The 14,808-nt window shown below is 47.3% G+C and carries 13 protein-coding genes; 1 reads left to right on the top strand and 12 read right to left on the bottom strand.

What is annotated here, in order from left to right:
• Window positions 1-285 precede the first annotated feature (285 nt).
• The 12 genes from VL525_RS15430 to VL525_RS15375 form a co-directional block, all read right to left on the bottom strand.
• Window positions 286-495: a hypothetical protein gene (locus tag VL525_RS15430; RefSeq protein ID WP_325387931.1), complete on the bottom strand. Its 210-nt coding sequence runs from the start codon at window positions 493-495 to the stop codon at window positions 286-288.
• A 510-nt stretch (window positions 496-1,005) separates the two neighbouring features.
• Entirely contained in the window at window positions 1,006-1,545 is a 540-nt protein-coding gene (locus VL525_RS15425; protein ID WP_325387930.1) for a peroxidase-related enzyme, read from the bottom strand.
• Window positions 1,546-1,630: 85 nt separating this feature from the next.
• Complete coding sequence (locus VL525_RS15420) at window positions 1,631-2,179, bottom strand: carboxymuconolactone decarboxylase family protein (RefSeq protein WP_325387929.1); 549 nt, start codon at window positions 2,177-2,179, stop codon at window positions 1,631-1,633.
• Window positions 2,180-2,182: 3 nt separating this feature from the next.
• Window positions 2,183-3,442, bottom strand: a complete 1,260-nt coding sequence (locus tag VL525_RS15415; protein WP_325387928.1) for an MFS transporter — start codon at window positions 3,440-3,442, stop codon at window positions 2,183-2,185.
• A 4-nt stretch (window positions 3,443-3,446) separates the two neighbouring features.
• Window positions 3,447-4,007 carry a peroxidase-related enzyme gene (locus VL525_RS15410; protein WP_325387927.1) on the bottom strand — a complete coding sequence of 187 codons (561 nt, stop codon included), beginning with the start codon at window positions 4,005-4,007 and terminating at the stop codon, window positions 3,447-3,449.
• A gap of 13 nt (window positions 4,008-4,020) precedes the next feature.
• Window positions 4,021-5,076: a cobalamin-independent methionine synthase II family protein gene (locus VL525_RS15405; RefSeq protein WP_325387926.1), complete on the bottom strand. Its 1,056-nt coding sequence runs from the start codon at window positions 5,074-5,076 to the stop codon at window positions 4,021-4,023.
• A 12-nt stretch (window positions 5,077-5,088) separates the two neighbouring features.
• Window positions 5,089-6,552, bottom strand: a complete 1,464-nt coding sequence (locus VL525_RS15400; RefSeq protein ID WP_325387925.1) for an alpha/beta hydrolase-fold protein — start codon at window positions 6,550-6,552, stop codon at window positions 5,089-5,091.
• A gap of 11 nt (window positions 6,553-6,563) precedes the next feature.
• Window positions 6,564-7,865 carry a RagB/SusD family nutrient uptake outer membrane protein gene (locus VL525_RS15395; RefSeq protein WP_325387924.1) on the bottom strand — a complete coding sequence of 434 codons (1,302 nt, stop codon included), beginning with the start codon at window positions 7,863-7,865 and terminating at the stop codon, window positions 6,564-6,566.
• An 18-nt stretch (window positions 7,866-7,883) separates the two neighbouring features.
• Window positions 7,884-10,817, bottom strand: a complete 2,934-nt coding sequence (locus VL525_RS15390) for a SusC/RagA family TonB-linked outer membrane protein (RefSeq protein ID WP_325387923.1) — start codon at window positions 10,815-10,817, stop codon at window positions 7,884-7,886.
• 41 nt (window positions 10,818-10,858) lie between these two features.
• The gene (locus VL525_RS15385; protein WP_325387922.1) at window positions 10,859-11,437 is read right to left on the bottom strand and encodes a peroxidase-related enzyme; all 579 of its coding nucleotides are present in this window, start codon (window positions 11,435-11,437) and stop codon (window positions 10,859-10,861) included.
• A gap of 193 nt (window positions 11,438-11,630) precedes the next feature.
• On the bottom strand, window positions 11,631-12,185 hold the full coding sequence (locus VL525_RS15380; RefSeq protein WP_325387921.1) for a hypothetical protein: 555 nt from the start codon (window positions 12,183-12,185) through the stop codon (window positions 11,631-11,633).
• Window positions 12,186-12,780: 595 nt separating this feature from the next.
• Window positions 12,781-13,173: an Arm DNA-binding domain-containing protein gene (locus tag VL525_RS15375; RefSeq protein ID WP_325387920.1), complete on the bottom strand. Its 393-nt coding sequence runs from the start codon at window positions 13,171-13,173 to the stop codon at window positions 12,781-12,783.
• A gap of 553 nt (window positions 13,174-13,726) precedes the next feature.
• On the opposite strand from VL525_RS15375, the gene VL525_RS15370 reads away from it, so the two are divergent.
• A complete protein-coding gene (locus tag VL525_RS15370; RefSeq protein WP_325387919.1) occupies window positions 13,727-14,800 on the top strand; it encodes a HindVP family restriction endonuclease in 1,074 nt (357 codons plus the stop codon).
• Window positions 14,801-14,808 lie beyond the last annotated feature (8 nt).

The following is a 14,808-nucleotide window of genomic DNA, read 5'->3' as shown; positions in this document are numbered from 1 at the left end:
AAAGGCGCCAATACCAATCGATTAAGTGCAGGTGAAATGCATCCCAACTAAGAATGAAAAACAAGAATTCTCTGACACATCCCACACACCACCCCATTTTCACCGCTTAGGCACCCAAAGCGCAAGGCGTAAGAAACGGCAAGGGCCCCGATCCTATCATCGGGGCTTGTATACCCTTGCCGCTTCTTCCGCCGGGGTAACTTTGCCGTTGCGGTGAAATGGGAGCTTATGCCCTAACCCCCGCGCCGGGGGGAGAGGGCAGGGGTGTTAAAAGCGCAGCGACATTCACGCCTGCCCGCGCGGCAGCGAGGCGGGCGGCAAATGCCATATAGCGCGCCAGCGCCTGATGAAATGCGCCGCCCTGCCGCAGCCGCAAGGCCTAAGCCAGCCCCGCCAGATACGCCTCATAAAGCCCCGCAGCAACCGCGACAAATTATGCAACTGCACCCGGTAACCCAGGATAGCCTCGATCAGCCCTTTTAAAGTACTCTCCACCGCCTGGTGCACAGGAAGACGGACAGCCGGCAATTCCCGTCTCTATAATACCGTTCCGCGCCCAGCAGGAATGCCTTGCCCTGCAAACCCCAGCGCTCCCAATGCCAGGCAGCCCGCTTCAACAGTTGCTCTTGATACATACTTTAAAGGCATTTGCATCAATTTAAATCTTAGTTCAATAAACCCTTTGCCAAATTGGGTATGGAACCTCGATTCATTCAGAGCAGTACCAATGTGCCCGCGCTTCTTTTCTTTGTAAAGAAAAAGAAGCAAAAGAAACTAATTGTTATTAGATATAATTTTAATTGATTTTCGGAAGTTGTTGGAGTTGTTATTGGGTTTTGAGAACACTACCCTGTCGGGGTTCGATTCCCCTGCACGCTACTGAACTATCAAAAAACCCCTTGTAAGTGAGGAACTTACGAGGGGTTTTTTGTTTTTACTGTCAAAGCTACTGTCAATAAAAATAAGTAAAATCAAGACAAAAACAATAAATTTCTTTGTCGAATTCTAACTCTTCCCATATCCTACATAAGCCATCCGCTCTCCCATTTCCTTGTAAGCCTCCCTGGACTGCGGTGCCCACGTGCCTAAGCCATCAACGTAACGGTTAAACATGCAGAATGCGGCGGCTATCAGTACGGTATCGTGGATCTCCTGGTCGGTGGCCCCAAGTTCGCGGGCCTGAGCTATATCGGCTTCGGTCACTTCCCTGCCGCTGCGCTGAACTTGATGGGCAACATGGAGAAGCGCTCTTAGCTTGTCGGAAACTTCGGTATTGGGCAATCCTTTTTTGATTTCGTCGATAAGGCCAAGATCACATTGATAATGCGCCACGGCCGCCGCGGCATGCGAGGTATGGCAGAAATGGCAATTATTCCACCACGATACGGATGCGGCTATGATCTCCCGCTCGCCGCTGGTCAAGGTCGAAGGGCCGCGCAGTAATGTCTCCGCCAGCAGCGTCAGCGGCTTTGCCGTTTCCGGGCGATAATTTAACAAGCCGACGATCCCCGGCAGTTCTTCATTAAGTAATTTGATATAAGCCATAGTATAGTTGATTAAGTTGAATAGGTTGATTAGGTTAGGAGAGTGCAGTGATTAACCACTCACTTAATCACCCAATCAACTCATTTTATTTATAAACACTCGATTGATATCCCTCTACCGCACGCTGCGGTGCCCGGTTTACATAAAACTGGCGGTCGGTTGGCGCCCAGGTGGCCAGGCCGTCCACATAGCGGTTGAACATGCAGAATGCCGCGGCGATCAATACGGTATCGTGTACCTCTACATCGGTAGCACCATTGTTTCGCGCTTCTTCTACCTGGTCGACGGTTACATTTTTGCCGCCTTTTTGTACGCTTGCTGCAATGGCGAGCAACGCTTTCATTTTGCCGTCGAGTTCGGCAGTCTTAAAATCTTGTTTAATGCGATCTATCTGGTCGATATTACAACCGAGATAATGTCCGGCCATAGCGCCATGCACGTTCTGGCAGAAGAAGCAGTCGTTCAAATACGATACGTAAGTGCCGATCAGCTCACGTTCACCGCGGCTAAGCGAATTGTTGTCGTCGCGAAGCAGGGTTTCGGCCAGGAAATTGAGCGGGGCCTCGGTTTCGGGCCGGTAGGCCATCAGGCCGCGTATGCCAGGCAGGTCGTTATAGAGTTCGATATGGGCCATAATTTATTGTTTAACAGATGAATTTTTCGGTTGTATATCCTTAATTAACAGCATGGCAACTAAACCTATCACAAATACAAACGAGAAAATAAAAAGTGCATTACTGTAGCCGCCAAGAGTAGTTACTAATGCCCCTACGCTAAAAACAGCTATTCCGGTAAATATGCGCCCAATATTAAAACAAAAACCGGTAGCGGATGCGCGGATAGCCGTAGGAAACAGCAGGGGAATATAGAGCGATAATACCCCCTGGCTGATCCCGAAAAATAAAGCTAAAACTGCTATCTCAATGTATATAACGTTCGAAAATGTATTGTTGGTTTTGAACAGGATGAACGCTATGATCGTGCAAACTACAAATGACAGGAGCAGCGAGCGCCGCAAACCGATAAAGTTGATCACCCATCCCGAAATAAAGCCCCCGGTCAAACCACCCATACCCATAAACATCATGCTTATGCCGCGCTCCTTATTGGCATCCGTGGTGAGCAAGCTTTGTATCCAGGTGGGCAGCCACAAAAATATGGCCCAGAGCCCGATCAGCATCGTCCCGAAAATAACGGAGCCCGTGAGCAATGTTTTAATATTGGAGCTATCAAATAAGCCTGTATTCTGGTTATGGTCCTGCTCATGCTTCTCATGATCTTTCAGCCACAGGCCCGATTCATTGATCATCCAGTAGCCGATTATAGCTACTACGATCGGAATTACCCCAACCATAAAACCTTGCCGCCATGAGCTGACCACATAATTAATGGCCCCCGTCGAAAAAATACCTACCGGGATGCCGATAGATAGGATACCGGTAAACACAGCGCGTGTTTTTTCGGGCCATACTTCCGATATCAGGGTAAAGGACAGCACTAGTAATCCCCCGGTTCCAAAACCGCTCAGGAAACGGCACGCCACAATTTCCCACCACTGACCGGCCATGCTAATAAGCATGGTAAACAATCCAAAGCAGGCGATAGATAATAAAAGCGACTTTTTACGGCCCGTCTTATCGGCAATAACGCCCCAAAGAAAACCGCCCGCCGCCCATCCGAAAATAAACATGGAGTTAATGAACCCGCTCATGTCGTTAAACTCGGCATCGGTTTGTCCGCCCTGCAGGTCTTTCACTACCACAGGTAAATAAACTGACATCAGCGTGGATACGACTCCGGTAAACATGTTACCGATAAAGCAGATGATAAACAACGAGACAAGCTTGCCGGATGCCGTTTTGGTGTCGATAGTTTTTGGAGGTAATAGGGTTTCCATGTACTTATTTTTTTAAATGATCATATCCTTGCGGCAAACGCTGATAACCATGATGCACGATCCTGTCGGCCAGCGTGTCAAAATAGGCATCGTTATCGGGCATCGTGGTTGCCATACCATCCACGTAGCGGTTGTAAAGACTGAATAGCGCGGCAATCAGTACGGTATCGTGCAACTCAGCATCGGTCGCGCCTTCGGCTTTTGCCCGTGCTACCATTTCGGGGCTAACCAGTCGTCCGTTCCTTCCTACTGCAACTGCGATAGTTAGCAGCGCCTTCATTTTTTCATTCACCGACGCCGATTCGATATCATCTCTGATTGCTTGTGTAGTCGTTTTTTCGCCCAAAAGCAAGTCGGCGGCAGCGGCATGAGCCGTAACGCAAAAGCGACATTGATTACCGTGCGAAACAATTGTTGCGATCAATTCCCGTTCAGCTTCGGTCAGTGTCGATTCCCCGCGCATCAGTATTTGTGTCAGGTCGCGGATGGGCTGGCCAGTGTCCTTGCGGTATTCCAAAAGGCCGGTAATGCCGGGCAAATGCGATTCGAGTTCTATATGTGGCATAGTTTTTTGATTATCAGTTATACAATTTTTCTTCGGCGAGTTTGGTGCCGTCAACACGCGCTTTGATCTTGGCAAATGCCGTCTCGCGTTTGGTTGATACGTCATCGCAGAAAGGCGAAAATCCGCAATCGTCCGTAGTGCCAAGTTGTGCCAGTGGTATGTATTCAGCGGCTTCCAGCACCCTGTCCCGCACCATTTCTTTGGTTTCGATTACCGGATCGAGTACATCGATCACGCCTACAAATACCGTTTGATCCGGCTTGAGGTATTGTTTGATCACTTTAAGCACTTTAACTCTATCCGGTTCGCTTGTTAGCTGTAGGTAGAAATTGCCCACGTGCAAATTAAAAAGCTCCGGTAAAAAATCGGCATAATCGATATCGGCGCTATGGGTCGAGTCATGGTCCCCGCCGGGGCACACATGTACACCCAACTTTTTCCGGTCCTCCTTGCTAAAACGATCAAAAACCTGGTTATTCAGCGCGATAAAATGTTTCAATACGCCGCCTGATGGATCGAGCTTGAGTGATAGGCGCCCTTCCGTAAAATCCATTTGTACCTTATGCGCACCGTGATCCAGGCATTGACGGATATCCTTTTCACACTCGTTGAGCAGGTCCTCCATAAACTCAGTCTGGCTATAGCCGGGTATACCGTCCGATGGATAAATCAAACTCAAAGCGGATGCCGATATGATGGCCTGCTTTACGGGTAAGTTTGTTTTCTTTTTTGCAGCGTCGAGGTATTTAACGGCGTAGTTACCATAGCGGAACGGTCCACTGGTAAGTAAGGGCAACTGGCGGGTATGACCGTCTTCAAAGTTGATTGTCATACCGTTGGATGCCAGGTTGGTCAGCCCTTCCAATGGGTAGGTTACAAAGCTCGATTTAGTTTGCTCGCCGTCCGTTATTACAGGCGAACCCGTCTTTATAAACTGGCTCAGCGTATCGTTCACGGCCTCGGCATAAAGCACGTCTATAGGCGTACTGCTATTTTTGCCGGTGATGGCATCGATTAACGCATCCGGCCTTGGGATGCTGCCGATCGGTTCCGTGGGTATAGTTTTCATAGGTATGTATTTTTAGTTTTTGATGCCTAACTCATTATATTTTTGTTCGAGGAAACGATGACCGGCCGATTTATATTCCGGCGTTGAAACCGTAAAGTGATCGCCGGGATAATATCCAAACACAAAGCCCGCGTCCACTTTTTTCATCTCGCCATCCAGCAGGTGCACCGCGTAGTTGAGCAAAAAGTTATCCTGTTCGCCTACAGATACGCGTATCTTCCCTTGCAGATCAGGTTTTACCTGTTGCCAGTTATTTTTCAGGTACAAGCATATATCATAGTTTTTCCAATGCTCAACGATTACCGGATCGATTTCACCAGTCACATCGTTCCACATACCGCGGGGGGTACCATCGGGGTTCCTGGTGCTAAACACAAAATTGAAGGAATGCATTTGCTCGCCGCGATAGATCACATGCTCCATCGAGCACATAATTTTTTGACTAATCCATGGATAGCGCCCTGCAACGGTAGCCGCCATGTGCATCGTGCTGTCTTTTGCATAGTATAAATTCTTCTCGCGGTACAGGTCGACCTGCTGAAAGCTCCTGAAATCGACCGGGTCAGGCGAGCTCGACCAGCATGCGTTAAATACCTTGGGATAATGGGTTTGCAGCCAAAGCACCGTCCAGCCACCGCTGCTATGCCCGGTGAGCAAACGCGCCGCATTGGTGCGATAAGTTTTTTCCACCAGCGGTATAAGCTCTTTTGTGAGCGCATCACCCCACGGACCGTTGTTATCGCTGTTGGCGTAAACGCTGTGCCCTCCCGGGCAATTGCCATCAAGGAAAACCCGGATACATTGCGTGGTATCTATCGGGTCGGAAGTAATATTCCGCCCCGAGTAATTATGATAATCTCCGCCATAACCTGACACCCAGTAAAGCACCGGGAACTTACGGTTGGGCTGACTAAAATACTCCTTTGGCAAAATAACAGCGGCATTTACCGACGTGGCTCGTTTATAAAAAGCCGTCAATAAAGCCGATGGCGATTTAAGCTCTTTCACAAACTGAGTTTCTGTGAACGATGCCTCTTTAATCACCTCGCTGCAAACTATGTCAAACGACTTCGTTCTGTCTTTGGTGATACTGGCAACAATCGCCTTATTATACATATTTCCCGGGCTTCCGCCTATTGCTCTGCCGCCTTCATTACGGTCCCAAACCACCTGTGCATAATAGATTCCTCTTTCGATATCGGATAAAGCGGCAGGATAAGAAACCGCAGCATCGTCAAATACCACTTTCTGACCTGGCTTCACGTCTTTAACATCAATGGAGAAGCATGGAAAGCTAAACACCCCCGGCATATCATCCTTTGGCGATTTGGACTCTTTTGAAAGGTATAAAAGCACCCTGCCCGAAAAGTCGCCTGACCCGGCGGTTGTAAAGCTCGCCGTAAATTTCTGGCCCATGGCCTGCAGGCAGACCATGGACACAGAAATTAATAATAAGGTTTTGTTGATCCGTTTCATTATATCTTTTTTTAATGTTCTGTTACCGGCAGCGGGAATTCAGACCAAACGTCGTCGCCAGTGCGATCGATAGGCAAAGTGCCCAGCAGGTTGTACCTCCGCAGGTCGATCCAGCGATGTCCCTCGAAAAATAGCGAATACCGGCGCTGGTTAAGCATTTCGGTAATCAAAGCATCGTGGGTTGCTGCGCCCGAGTAATTGCCCAAACCGTGTCCGTTGCGAATCACATTAAGTGCGCTCACCGCCGTGTTCAAGTTACCTAATTGAATGTTAGCTTCAGCATAGATGAGTATCAATTCTTCGTTGCGAATGATGCCCACAGGCGCCGTGCTCGAAGTATACAACCACACATCACGGTTACTTGATAAGCCGCTAAGCGATGCGGTCGAGGTTCTGAGCGACGTTTTGTTAATACGGTCGTCACCAGCCGTAATATCGGCAGCAAACGAAGGATGGGCTACCCTGATCTCGCCGGTTTGATTTTGCGGGATGAACAGCGGGTTCAGCTGATCGCCTGATCCTGTACCAAATTCGTGGTAAACGCCTGTATTGAAATTACCGTTCAGGCTAAAGAACGATCCGTCGAGATCAGTCAGTGCTGTCTGCCATTGCTGCTGGTAAATGGCCACACGTGCGGCCAGCGCGCGGTTAACCTGGGTTAAACCAGCCGCGTCGCCAAAGCCGGCAAAACCTGCCAACTGGAAGGATACTTGTGCGCCACCCAGGTCGTTTTTAGCTGAATCGAGCAATGAGCTGATAGCAGCCAGGCCGGCAGTGTTGTCAACGATCGGTCCCAGGTGATTAGGGTCCACAACATTAACCCGGATACCGTTTGTATAGGTCAGGTTAAGATTCATCAAAAGCTGGTAAGCTTTAACAGTACGCGCGAACCCGATGTAACCAGCCCTTTGAGCGGCTGTGATCTTCGAAGAATTGTTGGCCGCCTGTATCAATATGTTACAATTCTTCACCACGCTATACCTTGCGGCCCAGGGTAGCGAAATGTAAAAATTGGCTCCATTAAGTGTTGCATCGTTAGCGCCCAGGATATCCAGCACGTAGCGTGGCTCGGAATTGGAGAAGCGGTAAGTCTCGCGACCAATAATACTCACATCATCCAGGTAAAAGCTGAGCGCAGTGCGCATGCCCGATTCTGTGCCGGTAACCAGGTTGTTAAGCTGTGCGGCTGTTGCGTCTTTGGTCAGGTCTTCGATGGTCTCGCCATTGAGGTCTCCATAGTCTTTTTTACACCCGGCGAAGAGCAGGAGCGAGACGGAGAACAGGGCTAAGTATATTTTAATATTTCGTTTCATTGTCATCGTGTTAAGGTTTTAGAAATTAAGTGAAACATGGAGTGCCGCCTGCTTACTCGATGGATATGGGTCCACATCGATACCCGACGAGAAGCCTGTGCCGAAGTTTGAAACTTCAGGATCGTAGCCTCTGTACTTGGTTATCGTGAAATAATTGTGGAGCGATACGCCAACATTGGCCGATTTGATGAACGAAACCGGCAGCTTATTGATGGTATAGTACAAGCCTATCTCCCTGAAGCGCAGGTACGAAGAGTTCTCAACCGTTTGATGCGCATCCGACCCTATCTTCATTAATTGGGTAATACCCAATGGCAGGCCCGATGGTGTTGGTTTATCGAAGTCGGCGCTGTTGCTGCCAAACACATTTTCCAGGTAAGTTACATCCACGTTCTGACCGCCGTATTTCCAGTGCAGCAGGAACCTCAGGCTCCAGTTTTTGAAGAACGTGATCTCGTTATAAGTGCTCATCTGGAACCTTGGTTCGGCATTACCTAACACGCCCACGCCCTGGCCATTAAGACCGATGATCTGCGTAGCCGATTTGCCTTCCTGTATCATGTAAGTACCCAACAGCACACCACCTAATCCGCCTAGCTGAACCGGTGGAACCAGCAACTTGGTGACGTTTGAGCGGTTGAACCAGAAATTGAGCGAAGTGTTCCAGGTAATGTTTCTCATTTCAACCGGCCTGGCATTAATGCCCAGTTCCACACCATGGTTGGTCAAGTCGCCGGCATTGATCCATTGCTGCGCAAAGCCTGATGATGGTGGCGGCGTAGTGAGCAGGAGGAAGTCTTTGATTCCTTTGGTATAATAAGTCACTTCAAAACCAAGTCTACCCTTTAGTAAGCTAAAGTCTACACCGGTTTCAAACTCGGTCTGGCGTTCTGGTTTAATGTCTGCCGAGCCCTCCACCGTGCTTACGAGCAGACCCGGATTACCAGAGATATTGGCAATATTGAATGCCGAAAATTTGCTGCCATAGGCCGGCACGTTATTAGCCTGGCCATAAGCCGCACGCAACTTGATGCTTTCAAACAAGCCCGGTTTAATGATGCCCATATCCGTCAGGTTCCACGAAACACCGGCCTTTGGATACAGGTAATACTTGGAAACGTCGCCGTTATTGCTCGACCGGTCGAAACGTATACCGCCGGTTAGCGTGATGGCGTTGGCTATCAAGGCCTCTTCCTGTAGAAATATACCGCTATTAAGATATTTGGTCCGGGATTGCGTAGCGTTCAGCGACCCGGCCTGGTTTACATCCGTTTGTCCCGAAATAACCTGGCTGGCTACATCCAGCAGGTTGTTGTAGTCACCCGTTTCCTGCGTAAAGCCTGCGGAAGATGTTAAAGAAATATCCCTTGAAGCTGACCAGGTATTCACCAGCGAAAAGATGAAGTTAGTGTTCAGGTTTTTGGTAAAACCCTGTATCGATTGCCCTTTATTGATGGCCTCAAACTGCAGTACACTCGGCATCTGCACGTTGGTTTCCAGGTTGTAGAAATCGAACCCGCCCCTTGCAATGAACTTGGTATTGCTCTTATCGCTTTTTTGCAGGCTGATGTCCAGATTAGCCCCCATCAAAAAGCGGTTGGTTGTCTCGTTGTTCGTCATCAAAGCGATGGTCTGTAACGGATTCGACGCTGCAAACGGGTTGTTGGGATAATTACCCAATGCATCCGGATGCAGTTGGGCGAAATCAGGCGTTGACGACAGCGCTATCCCGATGCTGGTACCCGAGTTGTCGTTACCAAAAATACCCCTGTCGGCCGATGAGTTAATATAATTGGTTGTTAGGCCGAATTTGATGTCGTTGGTCAGCTTATGATCCAGGTTCAGCCTTACGTTGGTATTGTTATACCCGGTGCGATCCACAATGCCGCCATCGTCCTCGCGGCCCGCCGAAAAGTAAAAACCTGTTTTATCAGATCCGCCAACCATGCTTACGTGCGTATTGGTGGTAAGTGGCTTATGGCCGTATACTTCCTTTTCGTAGTTGTATATGTGTCCGCCGGATTGTGCTGCGTTAAACATATTAACGAGCGTTGCGGAGTCGCCCGGCAATGTCGCGGCAGTTTGAGCTGTAAACTGGCGTGTGCCCAATAGTTTGATCACGCTGCTGAAGCCCACGTCCTGCGATATGGTAACACTGGTTTTGCCTGTTTTGCCTCTTTTGGTCGTGATGATAACCACGCCGGCAGCAGCCTTAGAGCCGTAAATAGCGGCCGCAGATGCGCCTTTTAATATTTCGATATTTTCAATGTCCTCGGGGCGGAGGTCGGCGATACGGCTGGAGGGGTTGTCCTGGGTAGATGTAGGGCCGGTGTTTCCTGCTAAAGTCACCGCATTTAAACCTCCTGAAGTAGCCGAGTTGTCGAGATAAACACCGTCGACAACAAATAAGGGCTGCGTATTGCCGAATACTGATGTAACACCGCGCAGCTTTACCGAAATACCGCCGCCGGGTGCGCCCGAGTTGGCATTAACGTAAGCGCCGGAAATCTTCCCTTCGAGCGCTGCATCAAAGGTTTGCGCGGGCGCAACGCCGTTAAGCTCTTTCCCGCCTATAACGGCAACGGAGTTCGCCAGGTTCTTTCTCTTTACCGATGTGGCGAGGCCTGTTACCACAACCTCGTCGAGCCGGGAAACGTCCTCATCCATTTTAATACTGAGGGTTGATTTGCCGGAAACATCGATAGTTTGTGTTTTATAGCCTAAGGAACTTATCACCAATGAAGCGTTGCCCGGTACGGTGATCGAGAATTTTCCGCTCGCGTCCGTAGTGGCGGCCTGGCTCCCGCTCTTTACCGAGACCGTAACACCGGGTATCGGGTCGTTTTGGGTGGTGGTGACCGTTCCTGTAACCGTCTTGTGTTGCGCGAAAAGCGAAAACGGCAGTACGATTACCAGAAGACAAGTCATGATATAGTGTAGTTTTTTTCTCATGGTTTTGATCTTGTGAATGGTTTGTTAGTTGATTTTAATTTTCAACCGTGCTGCTCATCGGCAACCGGCTGTTTGTTAGTGAAAATGTGATTGCCATAACCGTTATCGGCTATCTGCTGTGCCCTTAGCGGGTACGAAGACATGTCCGTCGGCGTATTTGAAGCCAGCCCGTCCACATAGCGGTTGAACATGCAGAATGCTGCCGCTATCAGCACCGCATCGTGGATATCCTTATCCGATGCGCCCGATTGCTTTGCCCTTTCCACTTGTTCGGCAGTCACATGTTTACCGCCTTTCTGTACGCTGCCTGCTACGGCCAGTAAAGCTTTCATTTTGTCAGATAGCGATGCGTGCTCCGGGTCTCGGATCACCTCGTCCACCAGTTCATTATTATCGTGGAGATAACAGGTGACAATAGCGCCGTGCGAATGCTGGCAATAAAAACAATCGTTCAGGTGCGAAACATGGGTGGCAATAAGCTCCCTTTCGGCCATGGTGAGGCCCTCGTTGGTACGTAAAAGCAGGTTAGCTAGTACGCCCATAGGCTCAGCGGTTTCCGGGCTAAAGGCCATTAATGACCTGATACCCGGTAAATCTTCATTTACCTTAATGTGTGGCATTTTTTAGAAATATTTAAGTGATAAAAGCGGATAATATGGCAAGTACGCCAATCATCCGGTGCGTTTAGCATTCATTCTGAAGCAGGCAGGTTTGTGCGGAACCGATGCGGGTGCATAAAATGCACATCGGCAAAATTACGGCATAGGCAATACATGCCCATACCCGCGTCAAAATGAATAAGAAGGGATTGTATTAAGCTTCGGGTGGCTGGCCGCCTACCTCGAGAGCGGGTTTGAGGATATTGTAAATTTCAAAACGGTGGCTAACCTTTTTAACCTTGACTCCTGTCGAATGGTTATAATTAAAGGCCAGATATTCGCTTTCGCTTAAGCTCTTTTTGGCGAACGAGTTGCCGGAGTGCTTCGTATTCGAAGCTGGCAGATCATTCACCAGTTTGCCATACAGTCCTCTGGCCTTAACCAGCTTGCTCAGTTCGGTATTGCGGATAACATGCAGGTACAACGTATCGTGCGTTATCTTGATCTCGGCGTAATCGTAGATGTTATTACTGATCTTGATCTGCCCGGCAATTGGCACATACTCCCCCGAGTATTCCTGCGGAGCCTGTGCCGGCAGATCCACAGGCACTTTTACTTCAACAAAATCGGAGCTCCGGTAATGGTTATGATTTATCCTTTCGATGATCCGGCTATCGGAGCGGTACACCAGGTATTGAAAAAAAAGCTCGTAGCCGCCTGCGTTAAACAGTACAACAACAACCATAAATATGGCGAATAGCTTTTTCAATTAGTATAGGGTAAAATTGGTAAAGCTAAAGGTATTTAAATAATTTATTCTTGCAAAAAAATATTACCAAGCTTGTTGAACCCCAGTTCCGTTGTAAGCAACCTAAAGTGCGAATTTTAAGATTTAGAAATGCCTAAAATTAAACAGGTGGCTTGGGCCTGGTCACAAGTCAGTGAGCGCGGGCGAAGTGTCTTTTGATTTGGTTTGCGTGGGCAAACAAGCCTACTGTTTAATTTTTATGAAGGGCTTGAGGGTTTTGCCGTAGTCTTTTGGAAACCCGCAGGGCGCGTCTTAAAATGGCTGGCTACCTTGGCTGAGAGATGGATTACCGGTAATTTGATTTATTGGCGGAGCAAAGTTCTATAACATGCTCCATTCACTGCCACCGGTGGCGGTTTTCTTTATTTATCCTTACTCGTTTTGATATTCAGTATGCTGATTGCCGCGGATTTTAGCATCTTCATTTCAAATTTAATTTAAGTATCGATGTCTGTAACACGGTACATTCACTCCCACCGGTGGGACTTTTTTTTATTAACGACCCTTCGTCAGTATGGGTTCAGTCAAATTGAGAAAGCTATGTTTTTGAGGGCATTTATGGGGTATTTTTTAACAAAAACCCCGAAATTTTCGGGGTCTTATGCTCATTGAATAATTCAACAATAAAATTTGTCTTTTCGGAACGGCCAATGAACTGATCCCGTAACCTGTCCGCAGAGACATCTTCTCCAGCAGCTATCAATTGTTGGTGTGCGTTAAATACCTTAGCCTGCAGGGTATCCAAATAGCCATTTAAAGCCCTTATTTCTGATTTACTGCCAATTCCCCGACCCGCATGACTATTCCATACGGACGGCTCGCAATCTCTCCCCGCAGAGACTTCTACGCGTTTGCCATTAACGGTAATGCGCATATAAATAGGCTTAGAACCCGACTCATAGATTTTTTGCTTTTTCAAGTAAAAAAGCAAACTGAAATTCATTTTCATAATTACAAGCATTAAAAAGTTAAACAAATGTAGGCTTGCAGCTAATCGGTATCAAGATGTTCATCAATTGAACAAATTGAATATCAAGACGTTAAGACGAAATTCGTTGAGTAGTAGTCTCGCCTAAAAGTACTCACCGAATTACTCACCTTTTTGGTGCCTTTTGGTGCATATTTTGGCGTTTTGACCAAAAAACAAAAACCTGCAATCATTTGATTTGCAGGTTTTTATCATTTTTTGGTATTGATTTTAGTGGTCCCGACGAGAATATCGATTTAATGTTTTTTACCGGGTTTTGAGGCCATTCTGACTCAAATCGCGTCAAAGAAAAAGCATCCGATGTCAGTCGAATTTTACCCATTACTTACCATCGTACGGCTTATTCGATGAAAGAGGGCAATAATGTGATCCATCATCTAAATTACTAAATTTATTAGTATCATTGCAGCGGTTTTCCCCTTGTTAGCAAGTTGGCTGATGTTGATATTTAGGCAAACAAATCGATTGCACGGAAGGCCTGATACAAATTATCTTCGTAACAAATATATTTCTAATGGCTAAACCATCGTTGTTCGGTATAAAGCACTCCAATCGAGATTTTACTGATAAAGATAGCTGGAGTAAGAACAACTTCAACTCATCATTTCCGGCAGGACTAATTGCATATATGGACAGCAAGAAAATGCCGTGTGTTTATCTAAAGCTCGATGAAAATGGGAACCTGGTGAAAGACTATATAAGTGGTGAGGCGTTATTTCAGTTAAGTCCAGTGGACGATAATTTATTTTATTCCTTTGAATCCCCATATACTCCGTATCAGACTTATTCGATTGGATCGCCTCCACGGGTAGATTTGATGCTAATGAATAATTCGACATCAGAGATTTTAGCGGGATACGAGGTAAAATTGACAACGTTACCCGACGAAAGCACATTCAGGTTTAGTGAGGATCAGTGGGGCAGCGAATTAGTCATACGAATGCCTTCAATACACTTTTTGGCTTGCAGTTTGGCCGCTATGTATAAAGATCGACATGAAGGGCTTAGAAAGTACTTTGGCAAAAACGGATTCGGTAATGTTGGAAGCTATATGGAAGCCGCACAAGTCAATCCTCGGTTAGGGGACATTTGGGAAAGAATGAGCGCCCTTATAAAGGAAAACACATCACTTCAAAAACCAGCGCTAATTCAGCCTATTTGGAAGACTATTGGTAAATCGTCAACCTTAGCGGATAATTGTTTAGATGTGTTCGTTTGGTCGGACTTAGCTTTTACTAAACTTTTTATGAGTGAAGCGGCGGCGGTGCCAGCTGATGTTACTACTGAAATCAGTCGACCGATGAGAGCACTAATACAGCTTTTTTTTATGTTGAATGAGGTATCTATCAAAGGAACATTTCATCATGACGATATTCTGCAGAAATTAACATATACAATGAAAAATGACAAGGCTTTTTCTGTTCCAGGTAAAAAGACTAATCGTCTGATGCTCTCGGAAGAGCTTATAAAACCAAGGATCACCAAAGAAGAAATCAGAAATATTATACTTGGCGATGGTCAATTATTGTTGTCGCCGGAAAGAAGATTTGACGCGGTTTTAGTTAGTGCGGCAAATTTATTTAATTAGGCTTTTAA

Origin of the sequence: Mucilaginibacter sp., assembly GCF_035492695.1 — a bacterium.
Lineage (GTDB): Bacteria > Bacteroidota > Bacteroidia > Sphingobacteriales > Sphingobacteriaceae > Mucilaginibacter.
This window is presented reverse-complemented; position numbering and strand designations above follow the sequence as displayed.

What these genes read in the sequence shown, in the direction of transcription:
- VL525_RS15425 (WP_325387930.1), bottom strand. Translation starts at nt 1,545, where the DNA reads ATGGCTTATATCAAATTACTTAATGAAGAACTGCCGGGGATCGTCGGC.
- VL525_RS15420 (WP_325387929.1), bottom strand. Translation starts at nt 2,179, where the DNA reads ATGGCCCATATCGAACTCTATAACGACCTGCCTGGCATACGCGGCCTG.
- VL525_RS15415 (WP_325387928.1), bottom strand. Translation starts at nt 3,442, where the DNA reads ATGGAAACCCTATTACCTCCAAAAACTATCGACACCAAAACGGCATCC.
- VL525_RS15410 (WP_325387927.1), bottom strand. Translation starts at nt 4,007, where the DNA reads ATGCCACATATAGAACTCGAATCGCATTTGCCCGGCATTACCGGCCTT.
- VL525_RS15405 (WP_325387926.1), bottom strand. Translation starts at nt 5,076, where the DNA reads ATGAAAACTATACCCACGGAACCGATCGGCAGCATCCCAAGGCCGGAT.
- VL525_RS15400 (WP_325387925.1), bottom strand. Translation starts at nt 6,552, where the DNA reads ATGAAACGGATCAACAAAACCTTATTATTAATTTCTGTGTCCATGGTC.
- VL525_RS15395 (WP_325387924.1), bottom strand. Translation starts at nt 7,865, where the DNA reads ATGAAACGAAATATTAAAATATACTTAGCCCTGTTCTCCGTCTCGCTC.
- VL525_RS15390 (WP_325387923.1), bottom strand. Translation starts at nt 10,817, where the DNA reads ATGAGAAAAAAACTACACTATATCATGACTTGTCTTCTGGTAATCGTA.
- VL525_RS15385 (WP_325387922.1), bottom strand. Translation starts at nt 11,437, where the DNA reads ATGCCACACATTAAGGTAAATGAAGATTTACCGGGTATCAGGTCATTA.
- VL525_RS15375 (WP_325387920.1), bottom strand. Translation starts at nt 13,173, where the DNA reads ATGAAAATGAATTTCAGTTTGCTTTTTTACTTGAAAAAGCAAAAAATC.
- VL525_RS15370 (WP_325387919.1), top strand. Translation starts at nt 13,727, where the DNA reads ATGGCTAAACCATCGTTGTTCGGTATAAAGCACTCCAATCGAGATTTT.